The following is a 25,298-nucleotide window of genomic DNA, read 5'->3' as shown; positions in this document are numbered from 1 at the left end:
TAAGGGTTTCGATTTGCTGTGCCGACTTGCCTTTTCCAACTGTCAGTGATGACTCGGTGACTTGACCTGAGTATGTAAGTTCTGCTGAAGCCGCTACGGGTGCTTTATTTAGGAATTCATCAGGTAATTCGTAAGGTTTGTCTTCGATCCCTCCTCCAATATATGAATCTGACTTGACACATATTTCACTAATTGCAAGATTACTATTAACAGCTGTATCTCCTACGTCCATCACTCCAATAGCAAAGGACACCTCGCCATTTTTTACTTCATTTGATTTTAATTTATATTGAAACACTCCTGATTCGTCGCCGTAATCTCCGTTCTCTTTTATTGAGGCAAATGTTTTAGAGATACCATTAATTGTTACGAAGGCGAAGTCGTCATATGGCAGATAATCTCCCCCATCAAAGAAATACGAAAATTGAAGTAAATCACCTGGTGATGCACTTAATTTTCCGTAAATCGCTGACCCTTCAGTGGCATTAGCTTTGCCATTAATTTTGTCTAGTGTTCCATATTTTATGCCTAATGCATTTTCTACTTCAGATTGAGATGCTCCGTTGTTCGTAGATAATAGGTAATTATTTGAGGCTTCTCCGCTGGAAACATAGTAATCTCCTACCAAATTAAACGTATCTTCTGCTAGAGCATCTAAGTCCTCAGGTGGCTCAACAGGTTGTCCGATCAGGGTGTAATCAATATCATCATCTCCCGGTACTGTGTAATCATCATCAATATCATCATCTCCCGGTACTGTGTAATCATCATCAATATCATTATCTCCCGGTACTGTATAATCATCATCAGGAACTTGTTCTAGCGCGTTATCTGGATCATCAATTTCGTTATCGTCTTCTAAAGCATTGTCTGGATCATCAATGCCGTCATCGTCTCCTGGTAGTGTGTAGTCCTCATCTTGAATGTCCCCACCAGGAACTGTGTATCCTTCATCTTCTTCTGCGGACTCAAGTTTAAGCTCATAAACGGAGAACTTGTTGTCCGGATAATATTCAGACCCTGTGACTGAAATCTCTGCAGCACCAATTATTAGCTTTGCGGCAGTTATTGTTTCATAATTGGCAAGAGGTGCGTAGTCTACTTCAAAATAACCATATGTTTTTATGCTTCCAAACTCCTCTAAATCTGCTGCATTTATTGTGTAATTGCTATATCCGTTTTCGGCGGACATATAGAATCCGTTCTCTGCATAGATATTTCCTTCAGTTGTTGCCCAATCAGCAAAACCCACTGCGAAATCGAGCGCAATCCATTCTGTAGGTTCAAAATATGAATTTCCATTCTTTTTGAAGGATAGGCCTATTGTAGCAAAGTCATTTTCATAACTATCTCCGTTGCTTTCGAAGTCCCAATTGAATGAGAAAATTGTTTCACTTGCGCCTATATCGCTAAATTCAAATTCTAAAAAGCTTGCTTGATAAACGTCATCAAAATAATAATATAAACTATCCGTGTATTGATATAAATTGTCTGACAGATATGATTCGGAATTTGGAGCTAGAATTGCCTCTAGAGTATCAATGGGCTCTGTTCCGTAGGAAGGCAAATAAGTCGTGCCTTTCGAAAGCACGTATGCCTCTTCAAGAATGACATTGCCGTTTTGTTGCCACGTCGTGTAACCGGCATCGCCGTAAGCTTTGGGCTGCGAAGAAAGCGTTACCACGACAGCTTGCTAGAATGTGTGCAATATAATTATTTTACCATATTCCTATTTTTTTGCGTGTATCATCTGTGCGCGTATGCAAGCAAAATCACTGTGATCCCCCTGGCTGCAGCCTTTGTCGCCCATTTATTTATTGAACTAGTCTTTCCTATTGGGTCTATATCTGTTTTTTCATCCCTTTAATTACCCGCGTTAAATTCATGATAGGCCACGTGCCAATATTCTTATTTGTTGTTTCGGCCTTTCTTTTTTTCACCTATTTGCGCATTAATAGGTTGAAAGCTTTTCATGATTCTGTTTTTTTAGGTCAAATATTTTCATGAATTTCTCTTTCTGCGCTTTGTCAATATTTAATTATTTTTTGTTTAATCTTTTGATATGCTTATTTGGGAATCCCAGCTTGTTTTAACCCCAGCGTCATTTAGCAATTTTAAGTCTTCCTCGACGTTTGGGTTTCCAGTTGTTAGTAACACATCGCCGTAAAAAATCGAATCTGCGCCCGCCTGAAGGCAGAGTATTTGTGCCTCACGATTCATGGACTCACGACCAGCACTTAGCCGTACTCGTGCCCGGGGCATCAATATCCTCGCAGTTGCAACCATCCTCACTAACTCTAGTGATTCAAAGGGAACCTGTTCTTCCAAAGGTGTTCCCTCCACAGCAACGAGCCCGTTCACTGGAACACTCTCTGGATGAGGTTCCATGTTGGCTAGCACTTTTAGCATTGAGGCCCTGTCGCGCAATGTTTCGCCCATTCCGATAATGCCTCCGCTGCAGATATTTACGCCTGCATCTCGCACTCTTTGCAGAGTTTCAAGACGTTCTTGATACGTTCGCGTTGAAATGATTTTGTCGTAGTGCTCGGGGCTGGTGTCGATGTTGTGGTTGTAGGCCGTGAGGCCGGCTTCGGCCAAACGTTCCGCCTGCTGGCCGGTCAGCATCCCAGCGGTCACGCAGGCTTCCATCCCCATGCCGCGCACTCCCCGCACCATGTCGAGCATCGCCTCAAAGGGAGCGCCATCGCGGATCTCCCGCCAGGCCCAGCCCATGCAGAAGCGATCCGCACCGGCGTCCTTGGCGGCCCGGGCACGCTGAAGCACCGGCTCCACCTGCATCTGGGCTTCAAAGGCCGTCACGTCACTGCTGTTGTGGATCGACTGAGAGCAGTAGGCACAGTCTTCTTCGCAGCCCCCAGTTTTCACGCTCAGCAATGAGGCCAGCTGCACCCGGTAGCCCGGGTTGGCTTCCCGATGCACGGTTTGGGCCTGCCAGAGCAGCTCCATCAAGGGAAGTTCCAGCAGGGTCTGGATCTCCTCGGTGGTCCAGTCGTGGCGGATGTTGAGGGTCATGGGCGGATCGGATCAAGACCGCCGAAGCGGCGGTGGCGGCGTTGGAAATCGAGCAGGGCGGCTTTCAGTGCATCGGCATCGAAGTCAGGCCAAAGCACATCGGTGACGTGAATCTCGGCGTAGGCCAGTTGCCAGAGCAGGAAATTGCTGATCCGGTGTTCGCCGCTGGTGCGGATCAACAGATCGGGATCCTGTTCGCCAGCCGTGAACAGTTCGGCGGCGATGCTGTTCTCGTCGATGCTGTCGGGGTCTAGCTCCCCGGTAGCAGCGCGTTGGGCCAGACGCTGAGCGGCTTGCACCAGCTCCCGTCGGCCGCCGTAGTTGGTGCACACGTTGAAGTGAATGCCGTTGTTGCCCTCAGTCCGGGCCGTGGCATCGGCAATCAGCTCCTGCAGTTTCTGGGGCAGGGCCTTCAGATCGCCGAGAAATCGAATCCGCACCTCTTCGGTTTCGAGCGCCTGCAGTTCGGCCTGCAGCACCCGTTCGAACAGGGTCATCAGGAAGTTCACTTCCTCCCCTGGGCGCGACCAGTTCTCCGTGGAGAAGGCGTAGGCCGTGAGGGCTTGGATCCCCCAGTCGCTGCAGAGTCGCAGGGTGGCTTTCAGCGCTTCAACCCCAGCCCGATGCCCCATCACGCGGGGCAAACCGCGGGATTTCGCCCAGCGACCATTGCCATCCATGATCAGGGCCACGTGCTGTGGGAGCCGACCCGGGTCGAGGTCCGCAGGCAGAAGCGAACGATCGGCCGTGTCAGTGCTGGTGGCCGGAGGGCGGCTCAAGACAGCTATTCGGACGGAGCGCTACCCACCGTACGCCGTGCTGGGGGCATCGATTCGGCGGTGCTGAACAGCTCCCTGAGCAGTTCCTGAAGGCGTGAACTGGTGATCGGTCGTTCCAGCTTGCCCTGGTTCGCCAGAGACAGCGTTCCAGTTTCTTCCGACACAACTATGCAGATGCAGCGATCGAAGCGCTCCGTGATCCCGAGGGCCGCCAGATGGCGGGTGCCGAAACGGCTCACGCTGTCCCTTGACAGGGGAAGAATCACTCCCGCCGATTCGATGCGATTGCCCCGCACCAGCACGGCACCGTCGTGGAGGGGGGTGTCGGCGGCGAACAGGTTGAGCATCAGCTCGCGACTCAGCACCGCACCAATGGGGATGCCGGGATTGAGAAAGTCCTCAGGCCTCAGGTCGCTGCCCAGGTCCACCACGATCAAGGCTCCACGCCGCAACTGCGACAGCCGGCCTGCTGCCTCGGTGATCTGGCTGACGGTGCCTGCCGAAGCGCTGAACTCTTTCTGGGGATTGCCCAGCAACACGGCCAGACGGCCGGTGCCTAGAAGTTCCATCAGACGCCGCAGCTCCCCTTGCCAAAGGATGGCCAGCGAGAGCGAACAGGCCATGACGAGCGCGTCCACCAGCTTTGTGGTGAGGGGCAGGTTGGCGAAGCGCTGGACGAACCAGGCCATCGCCACCAGAAACAACCAACCCCGGAGTAGCCAGAGGGTGCGCTGCTCGTTGACGCGGGAAAAAAGCAGAAAGCCGATGGAAGAGGCAAAGAGAACGTCGAGCACAAGGCGCGGATCCACCACCGCCAACACGTTCACTCCGCTCTTCTCATCACTGCTGTCAACGTAACGCGTTGAATCGTTCTGGCAAAACGTCGTAGCGCAGCAGGTCATCCGGCTGCTCTCGCTTCTGCACCAGTTCAGCTGCCCCGTCGTGCACCAGAACGGCAGCGGGCCTCGGGATCCGGTTGTAGTTCGAACTCATCGAGGCGTTGTAGGCACCGGTGGCAAACACGGTGACTATGTCACCGCTCTCGGTGGTGGGAAGGGGCAGGTCCTTCAGCAGCACATCGCCAGATTCGCAGTGCTTGCCCACCAGGTTCACGCTTTCGTCTGGCTTGGCCAGGGGGCGATCGGCTAGGCAGCAGGTATAGAGCGACTGGTAGGTGATAGGGCGAGGGTTGTCGCTCATGCCACCGTCGATGGCCACGTAGGTGCGCACGTTCGGGATCGTTTTGCGCGAGCCCACCGAGTACAGGGTCACGCCGGCGGTCGCCACCAGGGAACGGCCCGGTTCGCACATCAACCGCGGCAGCTCGAGGCTCCGTTCCTGGCAAGCGGTGGTGACGGCTTCGGCTACCACCTGGATCCACTTCTCAATGCTCGGGGGGTCGTCCGACTCCACGTAGCGAATTCCCAGGCCGCCGCCCACGTTGAGGTCGCTCACGGGATGGCCCAGGTCACGGGCCAGTTTCAGCTTGTCGGCCATCACCGCCGCCAGATCCCGGTGGGGCTCGAGTTCAAAAATCTGGGATCCGATGTGGGCGTGCAGCCCGGTGAGTTGGGCCCAGGGCTGTCCCACCAGGCTGCGCAGCACGGATTCCACCTGGTCGGGATCGAAGCCGAACTTGCTGTCCAGGTGACCGGTGCGGATGTATTCGTGCGTGTGGCACTCGATGCCTGGGGTGAAGCGCAGCATCAGGCGAGCCGGTTCGGCTCCAGCGGGCACCAGTTCGGCGAGGCGATCGAGATCGTGCTGGTTGTCCACAACGATCGTCACCTTGTTGGCGTACGCGAGCAGCAGCTCCTCGTCGGATTTGTTATTGCCGTGCAGCACCATCCGCTCTCCGGGCATCCCACCGCGCAGTGCGGTCAGCAATTCACCGGCTGACACCGCATCCAGACCCAGCCCCTCGGAGGCCGCCAGGCTGCTCATCACCAGAGAGCTGTTGGCCTTGGAGGCGTAGATCGGCAGGGATGGCCCGGCGTAATGCTTTTCCAGGGCCTGGCGGTAGGCCCGGCACGTGGCCCGAATGGTGGCTTCATCCAGCACATACAACGGTGTGCCGTAACGCTCGGCCAGATCGCTAAGACGACACCCGCCCACAACAAGACGGTCGGTGTCGTCGAGTTCTGTGGTGATCGGGGTCAGGTTGCGATTGGGGCTCTCCGCATCCCGGTTGGCCTCGAAGGGCCGTTGACTGGTGATGGTTTGGGTCACGGAGTGGCGGCGTCGAAGGGCAATCTAGGAATCGACCCTGCAGGGGGCGAACCGACTGCGCAGATCCTGCGCCTTGACCCGTCCTGGCAGCAAGCCTGTCTGGCACTGGATCAACGGGCGCTCAACGGCCTCTGGACTGCAGAACAATGGCGGCGTGAGCTGGACGACCCCCGGCGCCTCTGCATCGGTCTTGTGCAGCCCGAAGCCCTATTGGGGGTGGCTTGCGGCTGGATGGTGGCCGATGAACTGCACATCACGGCGGTGGCTGTGGATCCCGACAGGCGTCGCAGCGGCCATGGAGGTGTGCTTTTGAAAGCACTGTTGCAACGGGCACGACAGCACGGTGCCGTGCACGCCACCCTCGAGGTGGCCAGCGACAACGTTGCCGCTCTGGCGCTTTACGCCAAAGCCGGTTTCCGCACCGCAGGCAGCCGTTCCGAGTACTACTCCGATGGTCGCGATGCCCTCATTCAGTGGTGTCGCATCCCGTCAGCGCCGTCGCCCACGTCGGCGGCTTGAAGTTGTTCGGTTTCCCGTCCCTGGGAGACAAAAAAAAGCGGTGAATCTTGTGGGATTCATTGTTATTTTTTGTGCGCTTCAGGCCAGTCTCAGACTGGAAAGTGACCGAACAAACCGAACACTCGCAGCAGTCCCTCAACCCTGATAGCTTGGTCACATCACTGCATTGGCCCAGCGATGTTTGAACGCTTCACCGAGAAGGCCATCAAGGTGATCATGCTGGCCCAGGAAGAGGCCCGCAGACTTGGTCACAACTTCGTTGGTACCGAACAAATCCTCCTCGGCCTGATTGGCGAGGGAACGGGGGTTGCCGCCAAGGTGCTCAAGTCCATGGGGGTGAACCTCAAGGATGCCCGGGTTGAAGTTGAGAAAATCATCGGCCGCGGATCCGGCTTTGTCGCTGTTGAGATCCCCTTCACACCCCGCGCCAAGCGCGTCCTGGAGCTGTCTCTGGAAGAGGCCCGCCAGCTCGGTCACAACTACATCGGCACAGAGCACCTGCTGCTCGGTTTGATCCGTGAGGGCGAAGGTGTTGCTGCCCGTGTGCTGGAGAACCTTGGCGTCGACCTGGCCAAGGTGCGTACCCAGGTGATCCGCATGCTCGGTGAAACCGCTGAGGTCTCCGCCGGCGGCGGTGGCGGCGGTGCCAAGGGATCCACAAAAACCCCCACCCTCGACGAGTTCGGCAACAACCTCACCCAGCTCGCCACCGAAGCCAAGCTCGACCCGGTGGTGGGTCGTCACAACGAAATCGATCGCGTCATCCAGATCCTGGGCCGCCGCACCAAGAACAATCCCGTTCTGATTGGCGAGCCCGGTGTCGGTAAGACCGCCATCGCTGAAGGTCTGGCCCAGCGCATCCAACAGGGCGACATCCCAGACATCCTTGAAGAAAAGCGCGTCCTGACTCTCGATATCGGTCTGTTGGTGGCCGGCACCAAGTACCGAGGTGAGTTCGAAGAGCGCCTCAAGAAGATCATGGAGGAGATCAAGGCGGCCGGAAACGTGATCCTCGTGATCGATGAGGTCCACACCCTGATCGGTGCCGGCGCTGCTGAAGGGGCGATCGACGCCGCCAACATCCTCAAGCCGGCCCTCGCCCGCGGTGAGCTGCAGTGCATCGGTGCCACCACCCTCGACGAGTACCGCAAGCACATCGAACGGGATGCCGCCCTGGAGCGCCGTTTCCAGCCGGTGAATGTGGGCGAGCCGTCCATCGACGACACCATCGAAATCTTGCGTGGCCTTCGCGAGCGTTACGAGCAGCACCACCGCCTCAAGATCACCGACGACGCCCTCGTGGCAGCCGCAACCCTCGGCGATCGCTACATCTCGGATCGTTTCCTGCCTGACAAGGCCATCGACCTGATCGATGAAGCCGGTTCCCGCGTGCGTCTGCTCAATTCGAAGCTGCCCCCCGCGGCCAAGGAAGTGGACAAGGAACTGCGTTCCGTCCAGAAGGAAAAGGAAGATGCCGTCCGCGATCAGGACTTCACCAAGGCCGGTGAACTGCGCGAGAAGGAAGTGGAACTGCGGGAGCAGATCCGCTCACTGCTTCAGGCCAACAAGGACGAGGTCAAGGCTGACCCCACTTCTGAATCCGGTGAAACAGCTGCAACCGAAGCGCCTTCTTCAGACAGCTCACCGATGGTGAACGAGGAGGACATCGCTCAGATCGTCGCCTCCTGGACCGGTGTTCCGGTGCAGAAGCTCACCGAGAGCGAGTCGGTCAAGCTGCTCAACATGGAGGAAACCCTCCACAAGCGCCTGATCGGTCAGGACGAAGCCGTCAAGGCGGTGTCCAAGGCCATCCGCCGTGCTCGGGTCGGCTTGAAGAACCCCAACCGTCCGATCGCCAGCTTCATCTTCTCCGGCCCCACCGGTGTGGGTAAAACCGAGCTCACCAAGGCTCTGGCTACCTACTTCTTCGGTAGCGAAGAGGCGATGATCCGCCTCGATATGTCGGAATTCATGGAGCGCCACACGGTCAGCAAGCTGATCGGCTCGCCTCCGGGCTATGTGGGCTTCAACGAAGGCGGTCAGCTCACCGAGGCTGTGCGTCGCCGGCCTTACACCGTGGTGCTTTTCGATGAAATCGAAAAGGCACACCCCGATGTGTTCAACCTGCTGCTGCAGCTTCTGGAAGACGGCCGTCTGACCGATTCCAAGGGCCGCACCGTCGACTTCAAAAACACCCTGATCATCATGACCTCGAACATCGGTTCGAAGGTGATTGAGAAGGGTGGCGGCGGCCTCGGCTTCGAGTTCTCCGGTGAAAGCGCGGAGGAGTCTCAGTACACCCGGATCCGTTCCCTGGTGAATGAGGAGCTCAAGCAGTACTTCCGTCCTGAATTCCTCAACCGTCTCGACGAAATCATTGTCTTCCGCCAGCTCAATCGCGACGAGGTCAAGGAGATCGCCGAGATCATGCTCAAGGAGGTCTTTGGTCGCATGGGCGAGAAGGGCATCACCCTCACCGTGTCCGATGCGTTCAAGGAGCGCCTGGTGGAGGAGGGCTACAACCCTGCCTATGGCGCACGTCCGCTACGTCGGGCTGTCATGCGTCTTCTCGAGGATTCCCTCGCCGAAGAGGTGCTGTCGGGTCGGATCAAGGACGGCGATCACGCCGAAGTTGATGTCGATGAGAACAAGAAGGTGGTGGTCCGCCACAAAGGTCAGGTGGACACGGCACCGCAACTCGCCGGTGCCAGCGTCTGATGGTTCGATCCATCTCGTCCCACTCCATTGCCCCCGCCAGCGTCCTTCGGGGGGATGGAGCCTGGGATGAGGCCTTGCCTCAGATCAAATCCCTCAGCACACGTCCGCTGGTGCTGGGTCGCAGTGCGTCCACTGCGGATCAGCGTCAGCGTTTGGTGTCGGATCTCCAGGCCCAGGGGATCCAACCCCTCAAGGCTCAGCTCCAGTTTGACTGCTGTGAGCAGGATCTCCAGAGGGTGGCTACTGAAGCCCAGGGCTGTGACGCCGTTCTGGCTGCCGGGGGCGGAAAGGTGCTGGATGCCGGAAAGTTGCTGGCCCATCGCCTTTCCCTGCCCTGCATCACCGTTCCACTGAGCGCCTCCACCTGTGCCGGATGGACGGCTCTCTCCAACATTTATTCCCCTAAGGGTGCTTTCGAGGGTGATGTGGCCCTTGATCGCTGCCCAGATCTTCTTGTCTTCGATCACGGGCTGGTGCGTCAGGCCCCACCGCGCACGCTGGCCAGTGGTGTCGCTGATGCCCTCGCCAAGTGGTACGAAGCGTCAGTGAGCAGCGGCGACAGCATCGATGGTCTGGTGCAGCAGGCCGTACAGATGGCACGGGTGCTGCGGGATCAATTGCTGATCGACAGCCTCACGGCGGTGGAGGATCCAGACAGTGAAGCCTGGGTGCGCACCGCCGAAGCCTGTGCTCTCACTGCTGGCGTGATGGGGGGACTGGGCGGTGCCCGTTGCCGCACTGTTGCGGCCCATGCCGTTCACAACGGCCTCACCCAGCTGGAGGCCTGTCACCACGTTCTGCATGGCGAGAAGGTGGGCTTCGGAATTCTTGTGCAGCTTCGCCTGGAGGAACGTCTGGGCGGCAACCGGCTTGCAGGCCAGGCACACCGCCAGCTGTTGCCGTTGCTGCGGCAGCTTGGTTTGCCCGTCAGCCTTGATGATTTGGGTCTGGCGCAGGCCAGCCTCAGTGAGTTGCAGGCGGTGTGTCGCTTCGCCTGCCGCGAGGGTTCCGATCTGCATCATTTGCCTTTCGCTGTGACGCCTGGTGCTTTGCTGGAGGCCCTTGTGGGCGCTGCCGAACTCAGCCCCAGCAGCCTTTGAAGACGCTTCTGGATCAATTGCGGCCGGCTCTGCTTGACCCGCAGGCCGAGTCCCTGGCCGCTGAGGTGGAGTGGTGGACGTTGCCGGATCTGGGTGTGGATGATCCGTTCCCGGTGGCTGTGCTCGGCCAGGGCGCACCGTTGTTGCTGCTGCATGGTTTCGACAGCAGTTTTTTCGAATACCGGCGCCTGGCTCCCCTACTGGCCGATCGCTTTCAGCTGTTCATCCCCGACTTGTTCGGTTTTGGTTTTTCGCCGCGTCCCCTGGGCCTGACCTATGGGCCAGAAGCTGTGTTGCGGCATCTCGATGCCCTGCTGCAGCGGCTTCCCATGGACGCTCCCCTGAGCCTGATCGGGGCCTCCATGGGAGGGGCCGTAGCCGTGGAGCTGGCCCGGCGTCATCCCGAGCGTGTGGCTTCTCTGCTGCTGCTGGCTCCTGCCGGTCTCACGGGGCGTCCGATGCCTGTTCCGCCCCTGTTGGATCGTTTTGGTGCCTGGTTCCTGGGGCGTCCTGGTGTGCGGCGGGGGCTGTGTCGCCAGGCTTTCGCTGATCCCGATGCGGATGTGGGTGCACCGGAAGAGCAAATCGCCTCGTTGCACCTGCAATGCCCCGGCTGGGCGGAGGCCTTGGCGGCCTTCGCCCGCAGCGGTGGTTTCGCCGGATGTGGGGACCCCCTGCCCTCCCAATCACTGCACGTGATCTGGGGTGACAACGATCGGATTCTGCGTGCTCCGCAGAAGCAGGCGCTTCAGGCCTTGTTGGATCAGCCTGTGGAGACCTTCCCCTCCTGCGGTCATCTCCCCCATATCGATCAGCCCCGCAAGGTGGCTGAGCGGTGTCAGGCGCTGTTGAACCATGGCTGATCCTGTTCTCAATGTGCTGGCAGGGGCCCTGCGCCTGTGGATTCGCAGCCAATGCGACAGCATCGGCAGCCTCGAACTGGCCCTGAATGGCTCCAGCTGGTCATTGCTGCGGGGGCGTCTGGATGGTGTGACCCTCACGGCGAGGGATGCCTGTTTCCAGGGGCTGCCCTTGCAGCATGTTGATTTGCGCAGCGGTTCGATTGCGGTGGACATGAAGCTGCTCAGTCCCGGTCAGATGCTGGCCCTGAAGCAGCCGTTCCAGGTGGCGGGCGAGGTGAGTTTCAACAGCCGTCAGCTCAACAGCGCGTTGCTGGCCGAACCCTGGCGCTGGCTCGGGGACTGGATGGCTGAACAGCTGATGGGGCTCAGCCCGTTGGGGGCGCTGCGCATTGACGTGGATCTGCTCGAGTTGCAGGTGCCCGTTGCGGCCCATCAAGACCCTGTTTGCCGTCGCTTCCGCCTCAATGCGGAGCAGGGAACACTGTGCTTCCGGCCGGAGACCGCCGATGAACCGCGCACCTTGCTGCCGATGGACCCCGCCATTCGAATCGAGCAGGTGCAGCTGGCGGGTGGACAGCTGGCCCTCAAAGGTCAGGCCAGCGTCACCCCATAGCTCTGCTTATGGGGCCAACAGTGGTTGGCACAAAGCGATCGCGTAAAAGACCACCGCTGGGGTGAACAGATAGCTGTCGATCCGGTCCAGGATCCCGCCATGGCCGGGCAGCACGTCACCGGAGTCCTTCACGCCTGCATCGCGTTTCATCATCGATTCCGTCAGGTCTCCCACCAGGGCGAACAGAGCGATCAGCGCCCCCAGCAGCAGGCCCGGCAGGCCATGCAGTGCCCAGCCCATCAGCTGGCCGCAGATCAGGCCGATCAGCATGGCCGAGATGAATCCCCCGATCGCCCCCTCGATGGTTTTCCCAGGGGAGATCGGTGAGAGGGGCCGTCGCCCGTAACGCCGTCCCACGGCCCAGGAGCCGATGTCGGTGGCCACGATCATCAGGCAGGCCGACAGAGTGATCTCCAGACCGTTGTCCAAACCGCGCAGACTCAGCCAGTGGCTGGGCAAAAAACCCAGGTAGAACAGCCCGAAGATCGATGCCGCAATGTCGGCGATGGAACCCGTCACCGGTTGCAGCAGCAGCCAACCGCAGATGGCGGCTCCAGAGAGGGGCAGAACAGCGTGGGCCACATCAGCCGGCAGCCCGCCCTGGATCGCCCACTGGGTGGTGAACAGCAGCAGTTGGCAGGCCACCAGGGTGGTTTTGGTCGCGGGGCGAATTCCCTTGAATTGCGCCATCCGGAAGAACTCCAGCAGGCCAAGGTGCACCATTCCCCCCAGGGCGGCGGTGAACCACCAGCCCCCCAGGCTCACGACAAGCAGGCCAAAGCCCCCCACACCGAGGCCACTGATCAAGCGCTTGCGCAGGGCTGCTCGGGCTGCTGGTGCTTGGTTCTGATCGAGGACAACCTCACGGATCACGCTGATTGGAGGCGTCCTGGATTCACAGTATCAATCGCTGTTGGTCGTGATCTCGAGGCTTGCGGGCACCTCTGCCGTCCCAGATCAGCCCCCGCTCACCACAGTTAGTGCGTCTGGGATCTGGTCTCCCCAGAACAGTTGCTGGCGTTCAAGCCAGCGCTGCCGCTGGCGATCGAGGCGTTCGCCGGGAATCAGCAGGGGGATGCCCGGTGGGTAAGGGCACAGCAATTCAGCCGCGATGCACCCCTCCGCATCCTTCAACGCCACCTGTTGATGCTCCGCCGTCCAGGCCTGGGTCGGTGACTGGGCTGGGGAGGTGACCAGCGGAAGCGGTGGGGCTTCGAAGGCTGGCAAGGGAGTCCGATCGGGGAAGCTCCGCAGCAGGTTCTGCCAGTGGTGCCGCATCTGCCGTCCCAGCCCGCGGTGGCGTGCCAGCCCCAGGCAGAGGGTGAGGCTGGCTGGTTCCGGCAATTCGCCCACCAACCCACGGGGCAGGAACCAATCGTCGGCATCCAGGCCGGTGATGCCCGCCTGACCCGTGTGCAGGATCAGGCGCAGCGGATCCTGGTTGCTCAGCAGAGGCATGCCGCTGTGGCGCAGGCCATCGGCGAGCGCTTCCGCATCCTGCAGCCGCTGCAGCAACTGACGGCGTCCCTTGGGCCTCTGCCAGTGTTGAAGGGCTTCTTCGCAGGAGGCCAGCAGCAGTGCACTGGGGCTGGTTGTTTGCAGCAGTCCAAGGCTGCGTTCCACGCGCACGGGATCCAGACGCTCCCCCTGCAGCCAGAGCACCGCTGTTTGCGCCAGTGCTGCAGCCGACTTCTGCAGGGAATGCACCACCAGATCAGCGCCGCAGTGCAGAGCGCTGGGGGGGAGGGGATGGTCCACCCCAGCGGCGAAATGACAGCCGTGGGCTTCATCCACCAGCACGCAACAGCCCTGTTGCTGCAGCCGCTGAATCACCGCCGTTGGGTCATTGGCATAGCCCTGGTAGGTGGGATGCACCAGAACCGCAGCACGGATGGGGGCTGCATCTCTGGGCAGGGCCTGAAGCACCCGTTCGATCCAGGCCGAATCCGCCGGTGCCGGCTGGCCCCGGTCGCTTTGAAAGGGGAGATCGAACAGCACCGGCCGCAGGTCCCCAAGAACGCAGGCCTGAATCAGGCTGCGATGCACGTTGCGGGGCAGCAGCACCCGCTCTCCGGGCCGGACCATGGCCAGCAGTGCGGCCTGCAGCAACCCCGTGGCCCCGTTCACCCCGTACCAGCAGCGCGCCACCCCCATCGCTGCCGCGGCGGAGCGTTGGCTGTCTGCGATGGCGCCGTTCGCCTCCAGCGGACCGCCAAGGGCTGGCAGTTCCGGCAGGTCCCAGACGCCGGCGCGGCGTCGCAGCAATTGACGCAGTCCATCCGGAAGGGCAGCCCCCCGTCCGTGGGCCGGCAGAAACAGGGGCTGACCGAGGCGACGGGTGAGCTGGGGCAGAAGCGCCATCAAATCCCCCTGATCTCCTTAAAGTCTCTCTCTGTACTCAGTGCGATGCGATGCGTTACGACCCCGGGGGGGATCTCGGCTGGCTGCTGCTGCGTCCCTGGGTCGCCGTTCCGCGCCTTGTTCAGGTGCTGTGGTCCCTGGCGGGGCTGGTGCTGGTGCTGCTGCTGCGTGGAGGCAGCAATGACCCCGCCGTTCAGCAGGGGCTGGCGCGTCGCATTCTCAACACCCTGACGGGTCTGGGGCCCTGCTTCATCAAGCTGGGACAGGCCCTCTCCACCCGACCTGATCTGGTGCGTCGGGACTGGCTGGAGGAACTGACACGCCTGCAGGACGATCTGCCGGCCTTTCCCCATGCCACCGCCCTGGCTTGCATCCGCGAGGAACTCGGTGCGCCGGCAGAGGAATTGTTTGAGGAGTTTCCTGATACGCCGATCGCCGCCGCCAGCCTGGGCCAGGTGTACAAGGCCCGTCTGCAGGGCCAGCACTGGGTTGCGGTGAAGGTGCAGCGGCCCAATCTCACCTTCATCCTGCGGCGGGATCTGGTGTTAATCCGGGCTTTGGGGGTGATGACGGCGCCGCTGCTGCCGCTCAACCTCGGTTTCGGGCTGGGCGGAATCATTGATGAGTTCGGCCGCAGCCTGTTCGAGGAGATCGATTACGGCCTGGAAGCGGCCAATGCCGAGCGGTTTTCGTCGCTTTTCGCAGATAACGATGCGGTCTACATCCCGAAGGTGGAGCGGATGCTCAGCTCCACCCGGGTGCTGACCACCTCCTGGATTGATGGCGCCAAGATGCGTGACAGCGAGGAGCTGCGTTCCCAGCGTCTTGACCCAACGGCGTTGATCCGCACCGGCGTGATCTGCGGCCTGCAGCAACTCCTGGAGTTCGGCTATTTCCATGCCGACCCCCACCCCGGCAACCTCTTCGCCCTGCCGGGTCGTACCGGCGATCTCGGCCATGTGGGGTATGTCGACTTCGGGATGATGGATTCCATCAGCGACAGCGACCGGCTCACCCTCACCGGTGCTGTGGTGCACCTGATCAACCGTGACTTCTCAGGGTTGGCCAAGGACTTCCAATCCCTCGGGTTTCTCAGCCCTACGGCCGATCTCACGCCGATCATTCCTGCCCTTGAAGAGGTGCTCGGCGGCAGCCTCGGCGACTCGGTTGGATCGTTCAACTTCAAGGCGATCACCGACCGTTTTTCGGAGCTGATGTTCGATTACCCCTTCCGGGTTCCGGCGCGCTTCGCCTTGATCATCCGGGCCGTCGTCAGCCAGGAAGGCCTTGCCTTACGGCTGGATCCGAACTTCCGAATCATTGCTGTGGCCTATCCGTACGTGGCCCGTCGACTGTTGGCGGGTGACACCAGCGAAATGCGCGAGAAGCTGCTGGAGGTGATCTTTGATGAATCAGGCCGCCTGCGCCTGGATCGGCTCGAAAGCTTGCTGGATGTGGTGGGTCAGGACGCTCCCGCTCCTGGGAAGGAATTGATCCCTGTGGCTGGGGCAGGTCTGCGGCTGCTGCTCAGCCGAGATGGTGCCGACCTGCGCAAACGTCTGCTGATGACGCTGATCCGTGACGATCGTCTGCACACCGACGACGTGCGTGCCCTGGTCGGCCTGCTGGGCCGCACCTTCGGCCCAGGGCGTCTGGCCGGCGGCCTGTTGCAGCGCCTCAACCCTTTGGCGGCAGCGTGATCCTGAAATCACGATTTCAGCGAGATTGTGGAACTCACCGCTAAGGTCTCAGCTCTTTGAGATCGGCGTCGATGCCTGAGGAGATCAGCGCCCAGGAGCTTGAGCAGCTGCTCCAGATGATGACCCTGCCCCAGCCCCCCTACCTGCTGGCGGGCATCGGTCTGTTGATGGGTGTGCTCTGCGGCCTCACCTTCGGCCGTCAGGTGCAGAACAAACTGGATGGCTGGAAGCAGGACCGACTCCCTCTGATGCCCCTGGGGACTGCCGAGATCAACCTCAGCTATGCCGGCACCCTCATCGGGGTCACCCTGTTCATCGGTTGCTGCCTTCAGATCTTCGGGTTTGCCTCTGGCGCTGCCCTGCTGGTGGCCCTGCTGCTCTCGCTGCTCACCGGTGGTGCCTTGTTCTCTCAGCTTGAGCGACTGATGCAGCAGGTGGAAGCGGGCAAGTTCAAAGCGGTTGATTTCGACAACTTCGACGAATTCTTCTGAGCCTTTTCTTCTGAACGTTGTTTCGCCGGGCCTGTTTCTCTGAGATCTGGGCCATTAAGCGAAGCTGCTGTTCTGCTTTGTCGGGTTTCGTCCTCGGTCAGGATGGATGCGCTCCCGCCTCATGGACGTGACAACCCTGTCTGCGGCTGTCTCCACCCGTGGTCTCCTCGTGGTGGAAGACGACGACAGCATCCGGGAAACAGTCGGAGAGGCCCTGCGCGCGGAAGGTTTTGAGGTGCAAACCTGCGCCGATGGCGCCTCAGCCCTCAATCTGATCACCGCTGAAACTTCAGATCCGGTGGATCTGATCGTGCTCGATCTGATGCTCCCCGGCTTGGGGGGGCTTGACCTTTGCCGCGAGCTCCGTCGCATCAACAACACCACCCCGATCCTGGTGATCAGCGCCCGAGACAGTGAGACCGATCGGGTGCTGGGGCTTGAGGTGGGCGCCGACGATTACCTGGTCAAACCCTTTGGGCTGCGCGAACTGGTGGCCCGCTGCAGGGCCTTACTGCGGCGATCCAGTCAATCGGAGACGTCGCCCTCCCAACAGCATTCCTTTACTCACGCCAACCTGTGCCTGTATCCCAGTGAATGCAGGGTCACCCGGGATGGAACAGACCTCACACTCTCTCCCAAGGAATACAAGATCCTCGAGCTGTTCATCCAGAACCCCAAGCGCGTCTGGAGTCGCGATCAGCTGCTGGAGAAAATCTGGGGTGTCGACTTCATCGGTGACACCAAAACCGTGGATGTTCACATTCGCTGGCTGCGGGAAAAGGTTGAGCAGGAGCCCTCATCGCCTCAGTTGATCCGTACGGTTCGCGGCTTCGGGTATCGCTTCGGCTGAGGGTGCTGTGGTGATCTCCGCCGCACTCGGTTTTGCAGCTGGCATTGGGATCACGCTTCTGCTGCAGCGTCGACGCCGCGTTCTGGCGTCCAGGCGAACGTCGAAGCGAACGTCCAAGGATCGCTCCATCGTCTTGAACGCTCCTCAGCTGCTGGCCTGGATTGATGCGGCCACCCAGGGCTGGATGATCCTGGCCCCGGACCACTCCATCGCCTACATCAACGATCGGGCCGAACGCCTTCTTCATATCCCCTCCAATCGCCTGGTTCGTGGCATGAAGGTCCGGGATGTCCTCGACATTCCTGTCTTGGAGGAGTTGATCTTCAGCAGCCGCTATCAGCTGCGTTCCCAGCGTTGTGAATGGGATCAACAGGGGACCCCGCTGGAGGCGGTTGTTCTGCCGGGCAGTGACGAATGCTGGCTGGTGCTGATCCAGAGCCGTCAGTCCCTCGAAGCCCAGCAACAGCAACAGGAACGCTGGGTGAGTGATGTGGCCCATGAGCTCAAGACCCCCCTCACCGCCCTGATGCTGGTGAGCGATCGGCTGGAACTGGCCGTCAAGGAAGAAGACACGGCTCTGGTGCAACGGCTGCAGAAGGAACTCCGGCGTCTTCAGCTGCTGGTGGAAGACCTGCTGGAGCTGTCGCGGTTGGAAAACAGCCTGCCGCAGGACGACAGCGAGCATGTGCCCCTCACCCTGGAGGATCTGGTGGACAGCGCCTGGGGATCCATTGGCCCGATCGCGGAGGAACGGCGGGTGACGCTGCAGCTGGACCGCAGCGAATCAGGCCCCCTGCGTGGTGATCAGCGCCGGTTGCACCGTGCGGTGCTCAACCTTCTCGACAATGCCCTGCGCTACTCCCCTGATGAAAGCAGCATCGACGTGTCCGTTCGCCAGAGCGGCGGCTGGTGGTTGCTCAGCATTCGTGACCATGGCCCTGGCTTGAGTGAGGCCGATCTCACGCGCATGTTTCAACGCTTCTACCGGGGGGATCCCTCCCGCACCCGCTCCAACCGCAGCGGCAGTGGCCTGGGACTGGCGATCGTGCAGCAGATCGCCGTCAACCATGGCGGTCGCATCGAAGCCCGCAATCATCCCGCCGGTGGAGCCTGCATGGATCTGCTCCTGCCACGGGAACCTCTGCAATGACGCGCCAGCGCCTGCAGAAACTGATCGCTGCTGCCGGCCTCTGCTCCAGGCGCCGGGCTGAGGAATGGCTGCAGGCCGGCCGCGTGACGGTGGATGGTCAGGTCGCCCGCGTTGGCGACCAGGCCGACCCGCAGCAGCAGACGATTCATGTGGATGGTCTGCCGTTGCCGTCCCGTGGGGTGGCGCGGGTGCTGCTGATCAACAAGCCGGTGGGGGTGATCTGCAGCTGTGATGACCCGCAGGGTCGCCGCACGGTGCTGGACCTGCTTCCCCCGGAGCATCGGGCTGGTCTTCACCCCGTTGGCCGTCTGGATGCCGACAGCCATGGTGCGCTTCTGCTCACCGATCTGGGTGAGCTCACCTTGAAACTCACTCACCCGCGTTACAGCCACGCCAAGACCTACCGGGTGTGGGTCAAGGGTGTGCCGCCAGAGCCGGTCCTCGATCGCTGGCGGCGGGGTCTGCCTTTGGACGGTCGCTTGACCCGCCCCGCTCGGGTGCGCCGGTTGCGGGCCTGGGGTGACCGCTCGCTTCTGGAGATTGAGCTGCGGGAAGGGCGAAACCGACAGATCCGCCGGATGGCGGAAGCCCTTGGCCATCCGGTGCTGGACCTGCAGCGCACGGCCATTGCAGGGTTGCCGCTCGGTGATCTGGCCGAGGGGTGCTGGATCTGGTTGAGCGAGGGAGAATGGAAGCCCTTGCTCGAGCGGGCTGACCCGATGGAGTGGCCCAACAGCCCATGCGACTGAAGCGTCCAGGACTTTGGTGGCGACGTCCCCGCAAGGGTTCCAGCCCTGATGCCGGCACGGTTGAGGCCCAGGAGCAGCAGCGTCAGGATCTGGGGCTGCTGCTGCGAAGGCGCCGCGAGGAGCTTGGCCTCTCGATGCGTGATCTGGCCAATGAGACCCGGATCACCACCCCCGTGATCGAGGCCCTGGAGCGGGGCTGGAGTGATCGCCTGCCCGAGCGGGCTTACCTCGCCTCGATGCTTCCTCAGATCGAGCGTCGCCTGGCCCTGCCCGGAGGATGCCTCGACCCCCTGCTTCCACCGCCGGTGTTGCTCCGCCGCGGACCCGCCAAAGCTGGCCTGGGTCGCTTCACCCTGGGCAACATCGATGTGTTCACCACCTGGCAGGGAACGGTCGTTTATGCGGCGGTGATCGCCTTCAGCCTGCTGGCCATCAACCGTCAACAACAGGACCTGGCCCTGCGCAACAGCCTCAGCCTCGAACCCGTGCGTGCTGATGTGGAGGCGATCAGCCGTGGTCCGAACCCGGTGGGTTCAGACGAAGGCATCGCGGCCCTGCGCCCCCTGGAACAGGTTCAGAAACGCACGCCTCAGCAGTGGCTTGATCTGGTGCGGGATGCCCTGCCGCAGTCCCAGGGGGTGCTGGAGGTTGTTGTGGCTGAGCCAAGAGAGCTGCAGCTCTCCAGCGGTGGGGGAGATCGAGTTCAATTCGCAACGAGCGCCGGCATGCTCACCCTGCAGTTGATGGCCCCGATCGAGGTGCGCCTGGACCCTCCGGCTGGTGCTGAGGATCAGGTGCTCTGGAATGGAGATCCTCTGCCCGTGGATCAAGAGCGGCCGGGGATCTACCGGGTCAACAAATTGCCGGCTCCGGAGAGCGACCTCCCCCAGACCGCTCCCCTGCTCCCGTAGCCGCCCAGGGCATTCCCCAGCGCGGCATCAAAGCTGCCCAGCCTCCAGCTCCAGTTGCCTTCGCAGGTGCCGGGGGTGTTGAACCTGGCACGGTCGTCGAGGTGCATCAGGTCCTGCAATGGGGCGATCACCAGGCCTGCGGTTGTGGCAAAGGCCATGTCGAGCAGATGCCAGGCCGGAGCACTGATCTCACCATTCACCCGCGTGGCGATGCGGGCGCGGCTGTCGGCATCCAGCCCGTTCCACCAGCCCAGCGTTGTGGGGTTGTCGTGGGTGCCGGTGTAGACGACCCAGCGATGCCCATCGGTGTTTTCCGGCAGATACGGGTTGTCGGATGCGCCGTCGAATGCGAACTGCAGCACTTTCATGCCCGGCAACCGGAAGGCATCGCGGAGTTGTTCCACATCCGGTGTGATCACGCCGAGATCCTCGGCAATCAAGGGGAGAGAGCCACCGGCATCCCTGCGCAGCTTGCGCAGCAGGGCGTGACCCGGCGAGGGCTGCCACTGTCCGTTCTCTGCGGTGCTGTCTCCACCGGGGACAGCCCAGAAGGCCGCAAGGGCCCGGAAGTGATCCAGGCGCAGCAGATCCACCATCTCCCGCTGGCGCGCAATTCTTTGCCGCCACCATCGGAAGCGCGTGATCCGATGCTGTCCCCAGCGGTACACCGGTGAGCCCCACAGCTGTCCGGTTTCCGAGAAGTAATCGGGCGGAACACCGCTCTGGGTGGTGAGCTGGCCGTTCTTCTTGACGGTGAAGAGCGAACGGTTGCTCCAGACATCGGCGCTGTCACTGCTCACATAGAAGGGCAGATCGCCAAACAGCTGGATGCCCAGGTTGGTCGCCTGGCGGCGGATCGCCTGCCACTGCCGGTCGAGCTGCCATTGGATCAGCTGTTCCCGCAGCAACGCGTCTTGGTGTTGCTCCGCCCAGGTCTTGAGGGCTTTGTTGTCATGCCGGGCCAGCGGCAGCGGCCACTCCCACCAAGCGGTGTTGTGTTGGTCGTGCAGAACCTGGAAACGGGCATGGTCCTGCAGCCAGCTGCGCTGTTGTTGCGCCCAGCGCTCGAAGGCGGCATGTCGCGCTGGATCCTGCTCAGGCCAGGCGGCAAGCAGGGCATCCCCCAGGGCATTGGCCCGTTGCTGGGCCAGGTTGAACTCCACACGCTCTGCGCCCTCCAACGGTGCATCAGCCCCTGGAGCGGCCCTCAGCGCTTCTTCGCCGATGAACCCCTCGTTGGCCAGGTCCTGGCCGTCGAGGAACCAGGGGTTCAGGGCATTGCAGGAGGGAGAGCTGTAGGGGGACCCGGTGGGATCCGGCGGGGACAGGGGCAGCATCTGCCAGACGCCGATGCCATGGTCGGCCAGCAGCTGGATCCAACGGCGGCAGGGCTCACCAAAGCTGCCGCAGACGGGGCTGCCAGGCAGAGCGGTGGGATGCAGCAGCACCCCGGTGCTGCGCCCCCTTCCGGCCTTGGCCGGGTCAACGGTGGACTGATCCATGGGGGGGGCTTGGTCACCCAAGGATGGCGGCTTCAGAACAGCGCCGCATCCCCCAGGTCCTGCCCGGCCATGCCCTCCCTGGCCACGCGCTCAAAGAACTGCTCCAGCGTGTCGGTTCCATAGGACGGCGTGGCATCCGCGTCGTAGCACTGCTTCTGCTCATCCCAGACGAGCATCGATTCGCTGGCGTAGTAGCGGCCGATCCGACCAAATTCCGCCGTGTCGTTGATGCCTGGGAACACGCGAGCCAGGGCGTCCAGCACGGCGATCGGTGCATCCATCAGGGCAATCGGCACCGACAGCATCCGTTCGGGCTTGTTCAGAGCGCGGAAGAGCATCTCTCCCTGCTCCCGGGCGCTCAGCGCCGGACCCGGCCCCCCAATCGGCAGCACCTGGTTGCGTTTGGACGCGTCATGGATGCAGTCGGCCATGAACCGGGCCAGATCGGCTTCGCTGATCGGCTTGCAGCTGGCCAGGGTTCCGCCTCCGAACATCACGTAGGGGCCGCCCTTGCGGCAGCTTTCCACCTGTCCGCCCAGGCTTTTGAAAAAGGCGGTGGGGCGAACGATGGAGTGGCTCATCTCCTCATCCGCCTGCAACACGGCTTCGAAGGCCAGCTTCGCCTTCTGAAATTCCAGCAGCGGCTTCTGCACGCAGATGGCCGAGAGCAGCACGTAGTGGGCCACCCCGGCCGCCCGTCCCTGCTCATACGTGTTGAGGGTGGCTGCGTGGTCAATCGCCCAGGAATCCTTGCGGCCGCCGGTGCGGGACGCCAGGCAACTCACCACCACATCCGTGGGTTGATCGAAGGCCTCGGCGGCGATTGAGGCTGGATCGGTGACATCCCCGAAGCGCACCTCAGCTCCCGGGAAATCGGAGATCACCTCGTCCCTGCTCTGACGACCACCGATGCCGCTGCGCTCGCGGGCGAAGGCGATCACCTGGTAGCCCCGGTCCACCAGTTCCTTCACCACAAAGCGGCCGATGTAGCCCGTGGCTCCGAACACCACCACGCGCACCTGTTCGGGTGGTCGGCTGCGGTAGTCGTGGCGGAGGGACATCGATGACGGCTTCACGGGGACCAGGCTAGGAACTGGAGATCTGGGCGAAACTAAGCGCCATTGCGGTTCGTCCAGCGAAATGAACTGGTTGTCGCCATCCCGAGTTCGCGGTGCGCTGTGTGTCGGTGCTGCCGTGCTGGGGATTGGTGTGACCGGGTGGTTGATGGCGACCCTCTGGCCAAAACCCGATCGCGTTGCGGCGGGCGCTCCGCTGAGTGCGGATCAACCTGAAACTCTGGCCCCCTTCCCGGAGGTCCCGGTGACGGTGTTGGTGATCGGTGTTGATGCGGATCGGCTGGGTGCCGCCTCCAACCAGGCCGCGCCCAAGGGCCCCCCCAATGCCGATGCACTGCTGTTGCTTCGCATTGCCGCCCAGGAGCCGCTTCAGATGCTCCAGATCCCCACGGAGCTCGGAGTTCAGCTCCCTGGCGAAGAGAACCCGGGCCCCTTGGCTCAGTTGTGGCGACGGGGTGGCGTCAGTCTTCTCGGCGATGCCATCCGCGACATTGTTGGTCTTCAGCAGGGTGATCCCAAGCGCTATGTGGTGATGCCCCGTGCGGCCCTACGCCGCCTGGTGGATGGTCTGGGCGAAGTGGAGGTGGTGTTGAGCGACTCCTACAAACGCCAGGACAAGACGCAGGACTACACCGTCATGCTCCAGGCCGGACGACAGCGTCTCAACGGTGCCCAGGCGGAACAGCTGGTGCGCCATCTGCCCGATCCCAAGGCTGTCTCCCAGCGTCGCCGGCGCCAAAATATCCTCGTTGAGGGTCTGATTGAACAGGTCAAGGCTCCCAGTGGCATTGAGGTGATTCCTGGTTTGGTGAACCAACTGAACACTGAGGTAGAGACCAACCTCAGTCGTTCGGAGCAGCTGAGCCTAGCCGCGGCGATCATCGCCAGCCCTGAACCCGCACGCATCAGCCGGCTGCCCTTGGCCGAGCGGGCTGGTGAGCAGACCTTGCGCCAGATCGACGGCGGCGCCGGCCTTCCCCTCTGGCCCCAGCGTTAAGCGGGGCTGCGGAGTTGCAGTCTCCGGGCGAGGGCGTCGACGCATTCGGTCTGTTCCGGATGCTGTTCATCGGGGATCCAGCCCAGCCAGCTGAGGCCGTCCCGGCGTCGCGCTGGGCCATTCCAGGGGCCCTGGAGCTGCACCAGGCCGAGCAGGGGCACCTGCAGTTCCCGGCAGAGGGCGGCGTAGGCCGCGGCTGCGCCAGAGATTGAACCGTCCTGTTCAGCAGTGGTCAGCAGCAGCACCGGCTGACGCCAGTCGGCTAGGGCCTGCAGCCAGCTGGCATCACCCTGCGGGGTCGGCCGGGCTGCGTCGCCGCTGAGCCGCACCAGCCCTGTTGCCGCCGGGTTGGTCTGCAGAACCTCAGCCGGTGATGCACCACTGGCCACCGTGGTGAGAGAGCATCGGCAAGCCCGTGCCAGGGCTTCGCAGGCCTGATGCATTTTGAGTTCAGGCAGGGGGCCCGCACCCACCAACAGTGGGAAACCTGTGGACATGGGGGCACTGCTCACCTCTACCATCGGATTACAGCAGAATTCGTTCCGCGGGCGCCGTGACAAGTTTCCTGACAGCAGCCCGTTCCGAACAGGAGCAGATGACCCCGGACAGTCGCCGTCTGCGCCTGTTCAGCGGCACCTCGAACTCTGCTCTGGCCAAGGAGATTTCCGCTTATCTCGGGGTGCCTGATGGTCCCCGCGTCTGCAAGCGTTTTGCCGACGGTGAGCTCTATGTGCAGATCCAGGAGTCGATCCGTGGCTGCGACGTGTTCCTGATCCAGCCCACCTGCGCACCGGTGAACGATCACCTGATGGAGCTGCTGATCATGGTGGATGCCTGCAGACGGGCCTCCGCACGGCAGATCACTGCAGTGGTGCCTTACTACGGCTACGCCCGAGCCGACCGCAAGACCGCTGGTCGTGAATCAATCACTGCCAAGCTCACGGCCAACCTGCTGGTGACGTCGGGCGTTGACCGCGTGCTGGCAATGGACCTGCACTCCGCCCAGATTCAGGGCTATTTCGATATCCCCTGCGATCACATCTACGGCTCTCCCGTGCTGGTGGACTACCTCTCCACCCAGGATCTGGGAGATGTGGTGGTGGTGTCTCCTGACGTTGGGGGCGTGGCGCGGGCCCGGGCCTTCGCCAAGCAGATGAACGATGCCCCGCTGGCGATCATCGACAAGCGCCGCACCGGCCACAACATGGCTGAAAGCCTCACGGTGATTGGTGATGTGGCGGGGCGGACGGCGATCCTGATCGACGACATGATCGACACCGGCGGCACGATCTGTGCCGGTGCACGCTTGTTGCGGGAGCAAGGGGCCAAGCGGGTGCTGGCCTGCGCCACCCACGCCGTCTTCTCTCCCCCCGCCAGCGAACGTCTGTCCGTTGAGGGTCTGTTTGAACAGGTGGTGGTGACCAACAGCATCCCGATCCCGCAGGACCGGGTCTTCCCTCAGCTGAAGGTGCTCTCCGTGGCCAACATGCTTGGGGAAGCGATCTGGCGCATCCATGAAGAGAGCTCTGTGAGCTCGATGTTCCGCTGATCGTTGGCCGCGGGCCCATGGACTGTTGAACGAGCGGGCTTGGTTCGGCTTGATCACGGTTGATCCGCGCCATCCTTGAGGCCCGGTGCTTCAACGGCGTTGGCTCAG

23 protein-coding genes are annotated in these 25,298 nt (G+C 61.4%); 13 read left to right on the top strand and 10 right to left on the bottom strand.

The features are described 5' to 3' along the window. The 5 genes from DXY03_RS11925 to lysA all read right to left on the bottom strand — a co-directional run. A partial coding sequence (locus tag DXY03_RS11925) for a hypothetical protein (RefSeq protein ID WP_198409841.1) occupies positions 1-1,684 on the bottom strand: 1,684 nt, incomplete at its 3' end. A gap of 365 nt (positions 1,685-2,049) precedes the next feature. Beyond that, on the bottom strand, positions 2,050-3,033 hold the full coding sequence (gene bioB / locus DXY03_RS09970) for a biotin synthase BioB (RefSeq protein ID WP_115010283.1): 984 nt from the start codon (positions 3,031-3,033) through the stop codon (positions 2,050-2,052). Continuing rightward, on the bottom strand, positions 3,030-3,812 hold the full coding sequence (locus tag DXY03_RS09965) for an isoprenyl transferase (protein ID WP_115010282.1): 783 nt from the start codon (positions 3,810-3,812) through the stop codon (positions 3,030-3,032). Before DXY03_RS09965 ends, bioB begins: the two co-directional genes overlap by 4 nt. A gap of 5 nt (positions 3,813-3,817) precedes the next feature. After that, entirely contained in the window at positions 3,818-4,639 is an 822-nt protein-coding gene (cdaA, locus tag DXY03_RS09960; RefSeq protein WP_115010281.1) for a diadenylate cyclase CdaA, read from the bottom strand. 22 nt (positions 4,640-4,661) lie between these two features. After that, a complete protein-coding gene (lysA, locus tag DXY03_RS09955; protein ID WP_115010280.1) occupies positions 4,662-6,041 on the bottom strand; it encodes a diaminopimelate decarboxylase in 1,380 nt (459 codons plus the stop codon). A 3-nt stretch (positions 6,042-6,044) separates the two neighbouring features. Here lysA and rimI point away from each other — a divergent pair, with 3 nt between their 5' ends. The 5 genes from rimI to DXY03_RS09930 all read left to right on the top strand — a co-directional run bounded on the left by rimI (position 6,045) and on the right by DXY03_RS09930 (position 11,854). Further along, positions 6,045-6,560, top strand: coding sequence for a ribosomal protein S18-alanine N-acetyltransferase (rimI, locus tag DXY03_RS09950; protein ID WP_115010279.1), 516 nt, complete (start codon positions 6,045-6,047; stop codon positions 6,558-6,560). Positions 6,561-6,737: 177 nt separating this feature from the next. Next, entirely contained in the window at positions 6,738-9,278 is a 2,541-nt protein-coding gene (locus tag DXY03_RS09945) for an ATP-dependent Clp protease ATP-binding subunit (protein ID WP_115010278.1), read from the top strand. Then, positions 9,278-10,378 (top strand): iron-containing alcohol dehydrogenase family protein, encoded by a 1,101-nt coding sequence (locus tag DXY03_RS09940; protein ID WP_115010277.1) that lies wholly within the window; start codon positions 9,278-9,280, stop codon positions 10,376-10,378. Before DXY03_RS09945 ends, DXY03_RS09940 begins: the two co-directional genes overlap by 1 nt. Next, on the top strand, positions 10,375-11,241 hold the full coding sequence (locus DXY03_RS09935) for an alpha/beta fold hydrolase (protein WP_115010276.1): 867 nt from the start codon (positions 10,375-10,377) through the stop codon (positions 11,239-11,241). Before DXY03_RS09940 ends, DXY03_RS09935 begins: the two co-directional genes overlap by 4 nt. Next, a complete protein-coding gene (locus tag DXY03_RS09930; protein ID WP_115010275.1) occupies positions 11,234-11,854 on the top strand; it encodes a DUF2993 domain-containing protein in 621 nt (206 codons plus the stop codon). Before DXY03_RS09935 ends, DXY03_RS09930 begins: the two co-directional genes overlap by 8 nt. Before the next feature lie 6 nt (positions 11,855-11,860). On the opposite strand, the gene DXY03_RS09925 is transcribed toward DXY03_RS09930, so the two are convergent. Further along, complete coding sequence (locus DXY03_RS09925; protein ID WP_115010274.1) at positions 11,861-12,727, bottom strand: phosphatidate cytidylyltransferase; 867 nt, start codon at positions 12,725-12,727, stop codon at positions 11,861-11,863. Between the two features lie 84 nt (positions 12,728-12,811). After that, entirely contained in the window at positions 12,812-14,215 is a 1,404-nt protein-coding gene (locus DXY03_RS09920; RefSeq protein ID WP_115010273.1) for an aminotransferase class I/II-fold pyridoxal phosphate-dependent enzyme, read from the bottom strand. A gap of 50 nt (positions 14,216-14,265) precedes the next feature. On the opposite strand from DXY03_RS09920, the gene DXY03_RS09915 reads away from it, so the two are divergent. The 6 genes from DXY03_RS09915 (at position 14,266) to DXY03_RS09890 (ending at position 20,066) form a co-directional block, all read left to right on the top strand. Then, on the top strand, positions 14,266-15,915 hold the full coding sequence (locus DXY03_RS09915) for an AarF/ABC1/UbiB kinase family protein (RefSeq protein WP_115010272.1): 1,650 nt from the start codon (positions 14,266-14,268) through the stop codon (positions 15,913-15,915). 71 nt (positions 15,916-15,986) lie between these two features. Continuing rightward, the gene (locus tag DXY03_RS09910; RefSeq protein WP_006850033.1) at positions 15,987-16,406 is read left to right on the top strand and encodes a hypothetical protein; all 420 of its coding nucleotides are present in this window, start codon (positions 15,987-15,989) and stop codon (positions 16,404-16,406) included. 121 nt (positions 16,407-16,527) lie between these two features. Further along, complete coding sequence (locus DXY03_RS09905) at positions 16,528-17,256, top strand: response regulator transcription factor (protein ID WP_115010287.1); 729 nt, start codon at positions 16,528-16,530, stop codon at positions 17,254-17,256. A gap of 7 nt (positions 17,257-17,263) precedes the next feature. Next, positions 17,264-18,406, top strand: coding sequence for a cell wall metabolism sensor histidine kinase WalK (locus DXY03_RS09900; protein WP_115010271.1), 1,143 nt, complete (start codon positions 17,264-17,266; stop codon positions 18,404-18,406). Further along, a complete protein-coding gene (locus DXY03_RS09895; RefSeq protein WP_115010270.1) occupies positions 18,403-19,155 on the top strand; it encodes a pseudouridine synthase in 753 nt (250 codons plus the stop codon). The genes DXY03_RS09900 and DXY03_RS09895 overlap by 4 nt, the downstream gene beginning before the upstream one ends. Further along, on the top strand, positions 19,131-20,066 hold the full coding sequence (locus tag DXY03_RS09890) for a helix-turn-helix domain-containing protein (protein ID WP_244272415.1): 936 nt from the start codon (positions 19,131-19,133) through the stop codon (positions 20,064-20,066). Before DXY03_RS09895 ends, DXY03_RS09890 begins: the two co-directional genes overlap by 25 nt. Here the strand turns inward: DXY03_RS09890 and malQ are convergent. Both malQ and DXY03_RS09880 read right to left on the bottom strand, forming a co-directional pair. Continuing rightward, positions 20,000-21,568, bottom strand: a complete 1,569-nt coding sequence (gene malQ, locus DXY03_RS09885) for a 4-alpha-glucanotransferase (protein WP_115010268.1) — start codon at positions 21,566-21,568, stop codon at positions 20,000-20,002. The genes DXY03_RS09890 and malQ overlap by 67 nt on opposite strands. Positions 21,569-21,600: 32 nt before the next feature. Further along, positions 21,601-22,629 carry an NAD(P)-dependent oxidoreductase gene (locus DXY03_RS09880; RefSeq protein ID WP_115010267.1) on the bottom strand — a complete coding sequence of 343 codons (1,029 nt, stop codon included), beginning with the start codon at positions 22,627-22,629 and terminating at the stop codon, positions 21,601-21,603. 79 nt (positions 22,630-22,708) lie between these two features. Between DXY03_RS09880 and DXY03_RS09875 the strand changes: the two genes are divergently transcribed. Then, the gene (locus DXY03_RS09875; protein WP_115010266.1) at positions 22,709-23,641 is read left to right on the top strand and encodes an LCP family protein; all 933 of its coding nucleotides are present in this window, start codon (positions 22,709-22,711) and stop codon (positions 23,639-23,641) included. Here DXY03_RS09875 and DXY03_RS09870 read toward each other — a convergent pair. Beyond that, positions 23,638-24,138: a hypothetical protein gene (locus DXY03_RS09870; protein ID WP_115010265.1), complete on the bottom strand. Its 501-nt coding sequence runs from the start codon at positions 24,136-24,138 to the stop codon at positions 23,638-23,640. The two genes, DXY03_RS09875 and DXY03_RS09870, sit on opposite strands and share 4 nt — an antisense overlap. A gap of 56 nt (positions 24,139-24,194) precedes the next feature. Between DXY03_RS09870 and DXY03_RS09865 the strand changes: the two genes are divergently transcribed. After that, positions 24,195-25,190: a ribose-phosphate pyrophosphokinase gene (locus DXY03_RS09865; protein WP_114987798.1), complete on the top strand. Its 996-nt coding sequence runs from the start codon at positions 24,195-24,197 to the stop codon at positions 25,188-25,190. The last annotated feature ends 108 nt before the right edge of the window (positions 25,191-25,298 follow it).

The sequence above is a fragment of the Synechococcus sp. N5 genome, assembly GCF_900473925.1.
Taxonomy (GTDB): domain Bacteria; phylum Cyanobacteriota; class Cyanobacteriia; order PCC-6307; family Cyanobiaceae; genus Parasynechococcus.
Note: the sequence above shows the minus strand (reverse complement) of the source record. Positions and strands in the feature narration are given on the sequence as shown.

What these genes read in the sequence shown, in the direction of transcription:
- bioB (WP_115010283.1), bottom strand. Translation starts at nt 3,033, where the DNA reads ATGACCCTCAACATCCGCCACGACTGGACCACCGAGGAGATCCAGACC.
- DXY03_RS09945 (WP_115010278.1), top strand. Translation starts at nt 6,738, where the DNA reads ATGTTTGAACGCTTCACCGAGAAGGCCATCAAGGTGATCATGCTGGCC.
- DXY03_RS09940 (WP_115010277.1), top strand. Translation starts at nt 9,278, where the DNA reads ATGGTTCGATCCATCTCGTCCCACTCCATTGCCCCCGCCAGCGTCCTT.
- DXY03_RS09930 (WP_115010275.1), top strand. Translation starts at nt 11,234, where the DNA reads ATGGCTGATCCTGTTCTCAATGTGCTGGCAGGGGCCCTGCGCCTGTGG.
- DXY03_RS09920 (WP_115010273.1), bottom strand. Translation starts at nt 14,215, where the DNA reads ATGGCGCTTCTGCCCCAGCTCACCCGTCGCCTCGGTCAGCCCCTGTTT.
- DXY03_RS09915 (WP_115010272.1), top strand. Translation starts at nt 14,266, where the DNA reads ATGCGTTACGACCCCGGGGGGGATCTCGGCTGGCTGCTGCTGCGTCCC.
- DXY03_RS09910 (WP_006850033.1), top strand. Translation starts at nt 15,987, where the DNA reads ATGCCTGAGGAGATCAGCGCCCAGGAGCTTGAGCAGCTGCTCCAGATG.
- DXY03_RS09905 (WP_115010287.1), top strand. Translation starts at nt 16,528, where the DNA reads ATGGACGTGACAACCCTGTCTGCGGCTGTCTCCACCCGTGGTCTCCTC.
- DXY03_RS09895 (WP_115010270.1), top strand. Translation starts at nt 18,403, where the DNA reads ATGACGCGCCAGCGCCTGCAGAAACTGATCGCTGCTGCCGGCCTCTGC.
- malQ (WP_115010268.1), bottom strand. Translation starts at nt 21,568, where the DNA reads ATGGATCAGTCCACCGTTGACCCGGCCAAGGCCGGAAGGGGGCGCAGC.
- DXY03_RS09880 (WP_115010267.1), bottom strand. Translation starts at nt 22,629, where the DNA reads ATGTCCCTCCGCCACGACTACCGCAGCCGACCACCCGAACAGGTGCGC.
- DXY03_RS09875 (WP_115010266.1), top strand. Translation starts at nt 22,709, where the DNA reads ATGAACTGGTTGTCGCCATCCCGAGTTCGCGGTGCGCTGTGTGTCGGT.
- DXY03_RS09870 (WP_115010265.1), bottom strand. Translation starts at nt 24,138, where the DNA reads ATGTCCACAGGTTTCCCACTGTTGGTGGGTGCGGGCCCCCTGCCTGAA.